The sequence below is a fragment of the Paraburkholderia sediminicola genome, from assembly GCF_046027355.1.
Classification (GTDB): Bacteria; Pseudomonadota; Gammaproteobacteria; order Burkholderiales; family Burkholderiaceae; genus Paraburkholderia; species Paraburkholderia sediminicola_B.
In genome coordinates, this window is the sequence record NZ_JAQQEK010000035.1 from 25,817 (window position 1) to 38,205 (window position 12,389).

At 62.6% G+C, this 12,389-nt stretch carries 10 protein-coding genes; 7 read left to right on the plus strand and 3 right to left on the minus strand.

All coding sequences use genetic code 11. The features are described from left to right. Position 1: 1 nt before the first annotated feature. Positions 2-1,117 carry a succinylglutamate desuccinylase/aspartoacylase family protein gene (locus PQR42_RS37520; RefSeq protein ID WP_408388642.1) on the plus strand — a complete coding sequence of 372 codons (1,116 nt, stop codon included), beginning with the start codon at positions 2-4 and terminating at the stop codon, positions 1,115-1,117. 43 nt (positions 1,118-1,160) lie between these two features. Here the strand turns inward: PQR42_RS37520 and PQR42_RS37525 are convergent, their stop codons facing one another. The 3 genes from PQR42_RS37525 to PQR42_RS37535 all read right to left on the minus strand — a co-directional run bounded on the left by PQR42_RS37525 (position 1,161) and on the right by PQR42_RS37535 (position 3,938). Next, a complete protein-coding gene (locus PQR42_RS37525; protein ID WP_408211591.1) occupies positions 1,161-1,430 on the minus strand; it encodes a cupin domain-containing protein in 270 nt (89 codons plus the stop codon). A gap of 145 nt (positions 1,431-1,575) precedes the next feature. Next, positions 1,576-3,729 (minus strand): phosphocholine-specific phospholipase C, encoded by a 2,154-nt coding sequence (locus tag PQR42_RS37530; protein ID WP_408388640.1) that lies wholly within the window; start codon positions 3,727-3,729, stop codon positions 1,576-1,578. A 59-nt stretch (positions 3,730-3,788) separates the two neighbouring features. Further along, positions 3,789-3,938 carry a hypothetical protein gene (locus tag PQR42_RS37535; RefSeq protein ID WP_241974838.1) on the minus strand — a complete coding sequence of 50 codons (150 nt, stop codon included), beginning with the start codon at positions 3,936-3,938 and terminating at the stop codon, positions 3,789-3,791. On the opposite strand from PQR42_RS37535, the gene PQR42_RS37540 reads away from it, so the two are divergent. The 6 genes from PQR42_RS37540 (at position 3,931) to PQR42_RS37565 (ending at position 12,388) form a co-directional block, all read left to right on the plus strand. Further along, the gene (locus PQR42_RS37540) at positions 3,931-4,158 is read left to right on the plus strand and encodes a hypothetical protein (protein ID WP_408211582.1); all 228 of its coding nucleotides are present in this window, start codon (positions 3,931-3,933) and stop codon (positions 4,156-4,158) included. The two genes, PQR42_RS37535 and PQR42_RS37540, sit on opposite strands and share 8 nt — an antisense overlap. A gap of 154 nt (positions 4,159-4,312) precedes the next feature. Beyond that, positions 4,313-6,298, plus strand: coding sequence for an amylo-alpha-1,6-glucosidase (locus PQR42_RS37545; protein ID WP_408388637.1), 1,986 nt, complete (start codon positions 4,313-4,315; stop codon positions 6,296-6,298). Between the two features lie 50 nt (positions 6,299-6,348). Then, a complete protein-coding gene (locus tag PQR42_RS37550) occupies positions 6,349-9,156 on the plus strand; it encodes an MGH1-like glycoside hydrolase domain-containing protein (protein WP_408388635.1) in 2,808 nt (935 codons plus the stop codon). A gap of 151 nt (positions 9,157-9,307) precedes the next feature. Then, on the plus strand, positions 9,308-10,918 hold the full coding sequence (gene zwf / locus PQR42_RS37555) for a glucose-6-phosphate dehydrogenase (protein ID WP_408388633.1): 1,611 nt from the start codon (positions 9,308-9,310) through the stop codon (positions 10,916-10,918). Between the two features lie 92 nt (positions 10,919-11,010). Beyond that, the gene (locus PQR42_RS37560) at positions 11,011-11,790 is read left to right on the plus strand and encodes an ROK family protein (RefSeq protein WP_408388631.1); all 780 of its coding nucleotides are present in this window, start codon (positions 11,011-11,013) and stop codon (positions 11,788-11,790) included. Between the two features lie 25 nt (positions 11,791-11,815). Then, a complete protein-coding gene (locus PQR42_RS37565; protein ID WP_408211567.1) occupies positions 11,816-12,388 on the plus strand; it encodes a YbhB/YbcL family Raf kinase inhibitor-like protein in 573 nt (190 codons plus the stop codon). Position 12,389 lies beyond the last annotated feature (1 nt).

Here is a 12,389-nt window from a genome sequence, read left to right on the forward strand (position 1 = left end):
CATGAACAGGCAATCGATTCCGCTTCTCTCGCCGGCTATCGGCACGCACCGCGAACTGGTGTCGTTTCACTTCGGCCCGGCAAATAGCGGGCAGAAGATTTATATCCAGTCGTCGCTGCATGCCGATGAAACACCGGCGATGTTGACCACGGTGTTGCTGAAGCGTCGCTTGCTCGAACTCGAAAGGCAAGGCGCGCTGAACGCGGAAATCGTGCTGGTGCCGGTGGCGAATCCGGTCGGGCTCGGGCAATACGTGCTCGGGCAGTTTCTTGGCCGTTTCGATCTGGGTAGCGGGAAGAACTTCAATCGCCACTTCTTGCAGTTCTCGAAGCTGGTGGCGCGCGCTGAAGAAACGTTGGGTTCCGATGCAGCCGAGAACGTGCGGCTAGTGCGAAAGTTGATTGCCGAGGAATTGGCCGATCAGAAACCGTTGACCGAGTTCGAATCGCTGCAACTGGCGTTGTTGAAGCTCTCGTTCGATGCGGATGTGATTATCGATCTGCACTGTTCGCTCGAAGCGGCCATGCATCTCTACACCAGCGAGGCCGCGTGGCCGGAGTTCGAACCGTTATCGCGCTATCTCGGCTCGCAGGCGTCGTTGCTCGCCACGAACTCGGGCGGTGAATCGTTCGATGAAACGCATAGCCTGTTGTGGTGGAAATTACAGCAGGAGTTGCCGGCCGATAAGCCGGTGCCCAACGGTGCGATCGCCGTGACCGTGGAATGCCGCGGGCAGCGCGACGTGTCCTATGAAGTCGCTCAGGAAGATGCCGACGCGCTTGTCGATTATCTGGTGTGGCGCAAGGCGATCAAGCTCGATGCCAAGCCTTTGCCGGAATTGCTGTCGCCTGCCACGCCGCTCGCCGGCAGTGAGCAGTTCTATGCGCCTGTCAGCGGGATTCTGATTCATCGCGCGAAGATCGGCGACACGATTCGCGTCGGCCAGGCGCTGTTCGATATCGTCGATCCGCTGACCGACGAGACGACGACGATCGCCAGCAAAACTGAAGGTGTGTTTTACATGCGGCGCGCGATTCGCTTCGTGACGGCCGGCGCGCCGCTTGGGCGTGTGACGGGTACGCGTCCTTTCAGGACCGGAGTTTTACTGGGCGCCTGACGCTTTCCTTTCTACGGGCGCGTACTGTCATTCAGGCCGCGCCTTACTGCTTCCTTCCCACCAGATACGTCACACCGTTCGGACCGTAGCGCTCCGAATGCGGCTTGTTCGCCGGCAAGTGGAAGACGTCGCCGACGCGATACGCCCGCTCTTCGTCGTCCACGCGGATGCTCAGTTCGCCGTCCAGGATCAGCGCCTTGGCTTCGAATGAATGCTCGTGAATTTCCATCTCGACGTTGGCCTCGCGCGTGACAACCACGGCGTCGGGGAAACCTTCTTTCGTCAGGCTTTCAGTGAATGCGTTACGGTCCATGATGTGCCCGTCAGCAGGAAGTGGTGAAGAATGACTGTAACGCTATCCGCCATTTCGTGCAGGGCGTCGTGCGCGGCCACAGAGCGGCGACGGGCTTCGATCAAACATGCTGCCTTGACCGAAGCCCATTCACTTTCGAGGGCCCTTAATTCACCACCAACACTGGCGCAACCGCCGCCGGATCGCTAATGCTCGGCCGACCATTCTCGACGTGACCCGCAAGACGGCGCGAGAAGCTTGCATCGTCATGACTCGTCACCGTCAAGTCGTACCAGTGATGGCTCGACGCCAGCACCCACGCTTCTTCGATATGCGCGCCGGCCGGCACCAGCACCGGACGCGGGCGCGCGCCGTACGCGTTGTCCGTCACCGTCAAACGCGCAATGCCGCTGCCCTTGTTGCTGAACTTCAGGAACACGTTACCGTTCGCGGCGTCGTATTGCACCTTCACTTCCGGTTCCGCCGGCTTGTTGTCGCCATGGCGCCCGGCAATCTGCGCGTTCTGCGCCGTTGCCTGCTGCGTGTTGCCCGCAAACTTGCGCACGAAGCCATTCGGGCCGAACACTTCGAAGGTGTACACGCCGTTGGTCATCGTCAGATCGAAAGTCTCGTTGATTGACTTGCCCGCTTCGACGGTATAACGCCACGGACCGTCCGTGCGATTCGTCGCGTACATATAGAAGTGCGCGCCCTGATCGCCGGTGTTGCCGATCGAAATCTCGAACGTGTTCTTCTTCTCGTTGGCCTGGCCATTCACATGCAACTCGTACGGCAGCGCACGTGCGAAACGAATGCCGCTTTCCTGCGGATCGATGGCGCCCGGCGTCGCGGGGACGGTCGGCTTCGGCTGCGTCGCGCACTGGTTGTCGGCGATGCTCTTGTAGTTGCTCGTGTCCGGCAGCGGCGGCACTTTCGAGTCCGGCGTGCGGAAGTCGAAAGCCGTGGTCAGGTCGCCGCACACCGCGCGGCGCCATGCCGTGATGTTCGGCTCATACACGCCAAAGCGCGCTTCGATGAAGCGAATCACCGACGTGTGATCGAACACCTGCGAGCAGACAAAGCCGCCCTTGCTCCACGGCGACACGATCGTCATCGGCACGCGCGGGCCGAGGCCGTACGGCAGGCCGTCGGCGGTGTAGCTGCCGCCGCGCAGCGGATTCACCACGTTGTGAATTTCGCCCTCGGTGCTGACCGTCGACTTGCCTTGCGCGCCGGTCGTCGCCGGTTGCGGCGGCACGAGGTGATCGAAGAAGCCGTCGTTCTCGTCGTACATGATGAACAACACGGTCTTGCTCCACACCTCGGGATTCGACGTCAACGCATCGAGAATCTGCGACGTGTACTCCGCGCCGTATGCGGGCGTATAGCTCGGATGTTCCGAGTACGCGGCCGGCGGGCACAACCACGACACTTGCGGCAGCTTGTTGGCCAGCACGTCGGCCTTCAGGTCGTCGATGGTGCGCACGGTTTGCGCGCGCTCATACAGCGGCGAACCCGGCTGCGCGTTGATGAAGTTCGTGAAGTTCTGCAGGATGTTGGTGCCGTAGTTGCCGTTCAACGGATCGGCGCCGGTCAACCCTTGCTGGTACACCTGCCACGAAATCCCCGCGGATTGCAGTCGCTCCGGGTACGTGGTCCATGAGAGCAATTGATAATTCGGCGGCCCGTCGCCGTCGACGAAATCGTTGTTGTCGAGCAGCGGACCACCCAGCGTGCCGCTCGGATCGACCATGCCGGTCATCAGATACGAGCGGTTCGGGTGCGTCGGTCCCGGCAGCGAGCAGAAGTAGGCGTCGCAGATGGTGAACGCATCGGCCAGCGCGTAGTGGAACGGAATGTCGCTGCGCAGGTGATAGCCCATCGTCATGTCGGTCTTGTTGGCGGGCCACTGGTCGTAGCGGCCGCCGTCGATCGCGGCATGAGTCTTGTACCAGGAGTGATCCAGATCGCCGACGCATTGCGCGCTGGTGGTCGCCGTGTTCAGATGGAACGGCAGGACCGGCTGGGTCGGATCTTCCTTCGACGGTTGGTACCACACCGGCTTGCCGTTCGGCAGCGGAATCGGGAAGCGGTCGTTGTAGCCACGCACGCCGCGCATGTGGCCGAAGTAGTGGTCGAACGAGCGGTTCTCCTGCATGAACACGACGATGTGCTCGACATCGCGGATCGTGCCGGTGCGCGAAAACGCGGGAACGGCGAGCGCATTGCGAATCGACTCGGGCAGCGCGGTCAGCGCGGCAGCAGCGCCGGCGGATGAAGCCACGGTCTGCAGGAAACGGCGACGGCTAGTTGATGTCATCGAATATCACCTTCTGCGGGGGGGAAGAATAGCGCGCCACGCGCGCCGGTGGAATCGGGTCAGTTGCTGTTGGCGCTGTCGCCGGGTGCGTAATGCATGACAGGCGCGACTTGCTGGTTGTCCGCGGCGAGACTGGCTTGCATGTTCTGGGTAATCGGATCGGAGGCCGCTGCGGGATCTGCCGCGAGCGGCGAAGATGCGTTGAGCATCGGCATCGCGGGAGAGCTAGCCGCATTCGGCGCGGCGTCGTTGTTCGCAACGGCCGGCGTTGAAGAGGCTGCCGACGGCGCGGAATCATCCGCACCGCAACCGCTCAACGCTAAAGTTGCAAGTGCAACCAAAGCGGCACTCGCGAGGCATTTCTCTCTTCTCATGTCTGCATCCGGTTTCGTGAAAGCGGATGCAGTCTCCAACCCTTTCAAGAAATAAATGTGAAACGTTTGCGAGTGGTAAAACTTGCGTCGATAAGTCGGTTTTTCGAAAGGAAGCGGAAAGTGATAAGTAGGAGAATGGTCACCGCGGCGCCTTATGCCTGACATTCAGGCCACTGAAAGATGGATGGCTTTGCTCAACCGGTAAGTTCATGACACGCATCGAACGACCCTTCGACATCACGCGTCTCGAAGACGAATGGCTGGAAGCGGACGGCTTCGGCGGTTTCGCGTCGGGCACCGCGGGCACGCTGCGCACGCGTCGCTATCACGCGTTGTTGCTCACAGCGACGCGCGCGCCGGGTGGGCGCGTGGTGCTGGTCAACGGCGTGGAGGCGTGGCTCGAGGCGAACGGCGAGCGTTATCCATTGAGCATGCAGCGATACGTGCCGGACGCGATCTATCCGGACCTGACCACGAGTCTTGTTTCGTTCGATACGAAGCCGTGGCCGACGTGGCGTCTTCAACTCGATGCGCAACTAGCGTTGACCGCTGACCTGTTCGTCAGCAAGGCGACCCGCGAAACGGTTTTGCGGTGGCGTCTGGAAGATAGTGCGGGAGTTGCTTCTGAAACGAACGCGCTCACGTTGAAAGTCAGGCCGCTGCTGTCGGGCCGCGACTACCATGCGTTGCACCATGAAAACGCCGCGTTCAACTTCAACGCACAGACGAGCGACGACCAGGCCGGCGTAAATTGGCAACCGTACGGCGACCTGCCGGTGATCCACGCCGCGACGAACGGCGTCTACACGCACGCGCCCGATTGGTATCGCAACTTCTGCTACGTTCGTGAGCGGGAACGCGGCCTCGACTTCAGCGAGGATCTCGCCACGCCCGGTGTGTTCAGCTTCAATCTCGCCGATGGCGAAGCGGTGATGATTCTCAGCGCTTCAGGCGCGACGAGCGGAGCGCAACCAGCGAACGCAAAAGCGGCAGCAATCCACGCAACAGAACTCGCGCGCATCGAACAACAACGCCGCGACGCGCTCGGTTCGCGTTTGCAGCGTTCCGCCGATGCGTACGTCGTAACGCGCAACGAAGGCCGCACGATCCTCGCGGGCTTTCCATGGTTCACCGACTGGGGCCGCGACACCTTCATCGCGATGCGCGGCTTGCTGATCGCCGCCGGCCGGCTCGACGACGCCGAAGCGATCCTGCTCGAATGGTCGAGTAGGTTGTCAGAAGGCATGCTGCCGAATCGCTTCCCCGACTATGGCGACACACCGGAATACAACTCCGTCGACGCATCGTTGTGGTTCATCGTCGCCGTGCACGACTATCTGGCGGCGCAGCACGCGAGCGCTGCAACGCAGCAGCGGCTGCAACAGGCCAGCGAATCCATCCTCACGGGCTACACGCACGGCACGCGCTTCAACATCCAGGCGTCAGCCGACGATGGACTGCTGAGCGCCGGCGTACCCGGCGTCCAACTCACGTGGATGGATGCGAAAGTCGGCGATTGGGTGGTCACGCCGCGCATCGGCAAGCCGGTCGAGGTGCAAGCACTTTGGATCAACGCATTGCGCATTGCAGCAACGTGGAATCCGCAATGGCAGCCGGCCGCTGAGCGGGCGTTGCAAGCGTTTCATGAACGCTTCGTCGATCCGTCCACGCAAGCGCTTTTCGACAACGTGGACGTCGACCACATTAAAGGCGCGATAGATCGCGCGATCCGGCCCAACCAGATCTTTGCCATAGGCGGCCTGCCGTTCCCGCTGCTCGAGGGCGCGGCGGCGCGCGCGGTGCTCGATCAGGTCGAAGCCCACTTGCTCACGCCGCTGGGACTGAGGACGCTCGCGCCATCCGACTCCGCATATCGCGGACACTACGGCGGGCCTCCACTCGAGCGCGATGGCGCCTATCATCAAGGAACCGTGTGGCCGTGGCTGCTCGGTCCGTTCGTCGAAGCGTGGCTGCGAGTCCACGGCGGCGCGGCGGATGCCCGTATGCAGGCGAAAACGCGCTTTCTCGACCCGCTCTACGCGCATCTCGACCACGCCGGTCTCGACCATCTCTCCGAAATCGCCGACGGCGACGCGCCGCACGCACCCGCCGGCACGCCGTTTCAGGCATGGTCACTGGGAGAGTTGCTGCGCATTGAACACCTGCTTGCCGGGTTGGCGACCGCCGGCGCCTAAACCGCGCTACGATGTGTGTCCCACCGCAAGCCCGACGCAAGGATGTAGTCATGCCACCGCTGCGCGCTGCCAATCTGCTCGCCACCATTGAAGGTTCACGGCTGCATTCGGCCGACTGTGCCCATTGGCAGCGCTGGGGGCCGTATCTCAGCGAGCGTCAATGGGGCACCGTGCGCGAGGATTACAGCCCGGACGGCACCGCGTGGGACTATTTTCCGCACGACCATGCGCGCAGCCGCGCGTATCGCTGGGGTGAGGACGGCATTGCCGGTTTCGGCGACGACAAGCTGAGCTGGTGCGTGTCGCTCGCGCTATGGAACCGTAATGACGCAATCCTGAAAGAGCGCCTGTTCGGCCTCACGAATGCGCAGGGAAATCATGGCGAGGACGTGAAGGAGCTGTACTTCTACGTCGACGGCACGCCGACGCATTCGTACATGCGCATGCTCTACAAGTATCCGCAAGCCGCCTTTCCGTACGACGATCTCGTTCAGGAAAACGCGCGCCGTGGCGGCGACATGCCGGAGTACGAAATTCTCGACACGGGCGTGTTCGACGATTTGCGCTACTTCGACGTGCAGGTGGAATACGCCAAACACGCGCCTGACGACATCCTTATGCGCGTGACCATCGAGAATCGCGGGGACCAGGCGGCCTCGCTGGATGTGCTGCCGCAAATCTGGGCGCGCAATTCGTGGTCGTGGAAGGAGACCAAGGACAAGCCCTCGCTTGTCGCCGGCACGGACCACAACGGCGAGGCCCATGTGGTTGGGCATCAGCATGGCCATGAGCCGATTGTCGTCACCGCCTGGTCGAAAGACGCACCGCAGGTGACGTGGCTCTTCTGCGAGAACGATACCAACGTCAAGCGCCTCTTCAACATGGACGGCGCGGGCCCGTTCAAAGACGGCTTCAACGATTACCTCGTGCACGGCGATCAACAGGCGATTCGCCGCGACACCGGCACCAAGGCCGGCGCGCATGCCGCGATCGAGCTCGAAGCGTATGGGCGCGCCGTGGTGTACATGCGCTGGCGTCCGCAGTCGAGTCCTGACGATGTGCAGCTCGATGCCGATGCGATCTTCGCGCGCCGCATCGCCGAGGCCGACGAATTCTATGGCGCGCTGCAACACGAGATCACCGACCCCGATGCGCGGCTCGTGCAGCGGCAGGCACTCGCCGGCATGTTGTGGTCGAAGCAGTACTACCAGTACGACGTGCAGCGCTGGTTCGACGGCGATCCGCTTCAGCCGACCCCGCCCGCCAGCCGCAAACGCGGGCGCAATAGGGACTGGCGGCACCTGTGCAACGCGGACATCGTGTCGATGCCCGACAAGTGGGAATACCCGTGGTACGCGTCGTGGGATCTGGCGTTTCATGCGGCCGCATTCGCGCTGATCGACCCGGCGTTCGCGAAACGGCAGTTGCTACTACTGGTGAAGGACCGCTATCAGCATCCGAACGGTCAGATCCCCGCCTATGAATGGGCGCTCGGCGACGCCAATCCGCCCGTGCATGCGTGGGCCGCGTGGCGCGTGTATGAAATTGACCGTGCGCTGACCGGCAAGGCGGATCGCGATTTTCTGGAACTCGTGTTCCATAAGCTGTTGCTGAATTTCTCGTGGTGGGTGAACCGCAAGGATGCCGACGGCCACAATATTTTTCAGGGCGGCTTTCTCGGGCTGGATAACGTCGGGATCTTCGACCGCTCGTCGCCGCTGCCGACCGGCGGCCACATCGATCAGTCCGACGGTACGGCGTGGATGGCCGCGTACGCGCTCGACCTGATGCGTATCGCGCTGGAACTCGCGTACGCCAATCATGTGTTTGTCGACATCGGTGTGAAGTTCTTCGAGCACTTCCTGTATATCGCCGAGGCCGTGAGTTGCGACGACGGCTGCGAAACCGGCCTGTGGGACAGCGAGGACGAGTTCTTCTACGACAAGCTGCACCTGCCGGACGGCAGCAGCATTCCCATGCGGCTGCGCTCGATCGTGGGTCTGATTCCGCTATTTGCGGTGCACGTGCTCGAAGAGCGCCTGCACGGCGGCTTGCCGGGTCTGCGCGAACGGCTTGTCTGGTTCCTCGAACATCGTCCCGATCTGGCGAGGCTGGTCTCGCGCTGGAACGAGCCGGGCAAGGGCAATGCGCTGCTGCTCTCGCTATTGCGCGGGCATCGCATGAAAGCGTTGTTGCGTCGCGCGCTCGATGAAAGCGAATTCCTTTCCGATCATGGCGTGCGGGCGCTGTCGCAATACCACCGCGATCATCCGTTCGTGTTCAATCACAATGGCGACAGTTTTACCGTGAAGTATTTGCCGGCCGAATCCGATACGCGTGTGTTCGGCGGCAATTCGAACTGGCGCGGTCCGGTGTGGATGCCAGTGAACTATCTGCTCATTGAGTCGCTATACGAATTTCACCGCTATTACGGCGAGGAGTTCAAAGTCGAGTATCCGACCGGCTCGGGCGAGAAGTTCTCGCTGAGCCAGATCGCCGACGAACTGGCGCGCCGCTGCGCTACGCTGTTTCTCAAGAACAAGAACGGCGAGCGCCCGGTGATGGGTGCTTATCCGCTGTTGCAGGCCGACCAGCGTTCGCGCGATCTGATCCTGTTCCATGAGTATTTCCATGGCGATAACGGGCGCGGCGTGGGCGCGTCGCATCAGACCGGCTGGACCGGGCTGGTTGCGTTGCTGTTGCAGCCGCGCGCGATGAGCGCGTCGGGCAATGTGCCGCTGGCGGGCGAAACGGATCAGGCGCCGATTCCGACTTCACCCTCGGCGCAAGCCACGGCGCCAGCACGTCCGGCCGAGCCCGCGTCTGTCCCTGACCCGGTGCACGCATCGGCGAAGTAGTGCGCGGCGGCGCGAGCGAGTGAGGTGACACAAGCCATGCAACGTCGCCCGGTGAACAGGTTGCGTGGCCGTTTTTGAACTGTGTGGGTTCAAGCGTGGTCTTTTCATGTACCACCACGTCCGTTCCATTGGTTTTCCAAAAGTGAATCCCATGTCGACTACACCGAATACCCCAGCAGCCGATCGCCCCGCCGCCAGTCAGCCACCGAGCTGCAAAGTCAGCGCGAGCCCGCAGGAAGGGCCGGCCTCGCCGCCAGGCAAGCGGCCCGCGCCACCGTGCACGCTGGTGATCTTCGGCGCCGGCGGCGACTTGACCAAGCGGCTTCTGATGCCGGCGCTGTACAACCTGGCAGTGGATGGCCTGCTCGACGGCGGGATGAAAATCATCGGGGTGAATCATGGCGAGCGCGAGACGAGCGAGTGGCGTGAAGATCTGCATAAGTCGCTCGAGCAGTTCGCCGCCGACAAGGCCAGCACCTTCCACGCCGGCAAGCTCGACGACAAGGCGTGGGACTGGGTCGCGCAACGCCTCGAGTACATGGCCGGCGAATTCGAGACCGACGACATCTTCACGAAGCTTAAGCAAACGCTCGAACAGACGCCGGGCGGCAACGTGATCTTCTATCTCGCTGTCAGCTCGCGCTTCTTCAAACCGATCGTCGAGCATCTCGGCAAAGCGGGTCTGCTGGAGGAGGGCGACAGCGGCGGCGGCTTCCGCCGGATCGTGATCGAGAAACCGTTCGGCACCGATCTGGCTTCGGCCAAGGATCTGAACGCGCATATCCTGTCGTACGCGAAAGAGACGCAGGTGTATCGCATCGATCACTTTCTCGGCAAGGACACTGTGCAGAGCATTCTCGCGGTGCGCTTCGCCAACGCGCTGTTCGAACCGATGTGGCGGCGCGAATATATCGATAACGTGCAGATCACGGCGGCGGAAACCATCGGCGTGGAAGGGCGCGGCAAGTTCTACGAACAGACTGGCGCGTTCCGCGACATGCTGCCGAACCATCTGTTCCAGTTGCTCGGCATGGTCGCCATGGAGCCACCCAATTCGTTCGACGCCGAAGCCGTGCGCGACAAGAAGGCGGAAATCTTCGACGCGATCAAGCCGCTGACGCCGGACGATGTCGTATTCGGCCAATACGAAAAAGGCCCGGCCGGTGTCGGCTATCGCGAGGAACCGGACGTCGCGCCGGACAGCACGACGGAAACCTACGCCGCGGCGCGCGTGTTCGTCGAGAACTGGCGCTGGGCCGGCGTACCGTTCTATCTGCGTACCGGCAAACGGCTGGCCGCGCGTCGCACGGAAATATCGGTGCAACTGAAGCCGGTGCCGTTCCGCCTGTTCCGCGACACACCCGTCGACGCGCTCACGCCGAACGTGCTGACCTTGCGCATCGATCCGGCTCACGGCACGAGCTTCGACTTCAATGTGAAAACGCCGGGGCCGGTCATGCAGATCGGCGCGGTGCAGTCGTCGTTCGACTATGGCGACTTCTTCGCGGAACGCGCCAATGTCGGCTATGAGACCTTGCTCTACGACTGCATGCTCGGCGACGAGACGCTGTTCCAGCGTGCTGACAGCATCGAAACGAGCTGGTGTGCGGTGGACGACGTGCTGCATCCGAAAGCCGGCGGCGCGATGCCGGTGCATGGTTATGCGGCCGGCAGCGAAGGCCCCGCGGAAGCAGACGCGTTACTGGCGCGCGACGGTCACGCATGGCGGCCGTTGAAAAGGGCTGCTGTGCAGAAGAAGTAAGTCAACGAGCCGAACCAACACAACCGGGGGACACCGTGACGACACGCAAGACGACAGGTAAGACGACGAGCAACGCGAAAAGTAAGACGAAAGTGACAAGCAGTACCGAGCGGATTCTGGCGATCGACGTCGGCGGTACTGGCTTGAAAGCCGCGATCATCGACGCCGACGGCAAGATGAAAACCGAGCGCCTGCGGGTGGCGACGCCGCATCCGTGCACGCCGGATCAACTCGTGGACGTGTTGGCGAAGCTGGTTGCGCCGCTTGTCGAACAGGAGCCGCCGACGTTGATGTCGATCGGCTTTCCCGGCGTGGTGCGCAACAACCGCATCCTGACCGCGCCGCACTTCGGCGTGGAAGGCTGGCACGACATTCCGCTCGCCGATTCGCTGGCGCAGCGCCTGGGCGGCTTGCCGGTACGCATGATCAACGACGCCGAGATGCAGGGCTTCGCCGCGATCGAAGGCCAGGGCCTCGAATTCGTGCTGACGCTCGGCACGGGCGCGGGCACGGCCATGTTTCGCGACGGCGAGCTGATGCCCCATCTGGAGCTCGCGCATCATCCGGTCAGCAAGAAGGGCGTGGCGTACGACGAATACATCGGCGACGCGGCACGTGAAAAAGCCGGGAATAAACGCTGGAACCGGCGCGTTGAGAAGGTGATTGGGATTCTGAGCACGCTCGTGAACTACGACAAGCTGTGGATCGGCGGCGGCAACGCGGCGCGCCTCTCGTTCGATTTGCCGGCGAATGTAGCCACCGTGTCGAACGATGCGGGGATCGAAGGCGGCGCGCGTTTATGGCATCCGAGGTCCGTGCGTGAGACGCGGCAATTGCCGGAAGCGAATGAACGGACGGGCCGCTTCAAGTGATGTTGGACCTTGCGCGGAGTCAGACATGACGATTCACAGCAGTCGCCTCAGCGTCGCACGACATGTGTTATCGGTCGGCGTGTGTGCCGCGCTGGCGCTTGCCGCGGTGCATGCCCGGGCGGCAGAAGTCTTCGTGGTGTCGTCGCCGGGTTTGGCCGACGGCGGCACGCTGGATTCGAGCCACGCGGCGAGCGCGAACAATTGCGGTGGCGGCGATGTGTCACCGGCTCTGCAATGGCGAAACGCGCCCGCCGGCACGAAGAGTTATGCGGTGACCCTTTTCGATCCCGACGGCGGGAAGGGTCTGGGAATCGTGCACTGGGTGCTATATGGCGTCGCGCCCTCGACGACCTCGCTCGGCGCGGGCGCCAGCCAGCCGCCCGGCAGCGTCGCCGGCGCGAATCAGACAGGTGCCCCCGGGTATCGCGGACCATGCCCGTCGGTGGGGGACAACCCGCATCACTACGTCGCGCAAGTCTATGCGCTCGATCTGCCGCCGGATGCGCTGCCGCCCGGTTTGACGCGGGACGCGTTGTTCACCGCAATCAAGGACCACGTGATTGCGGCCACGAGTATGGTGCTGCGTTACGGGCGATGAA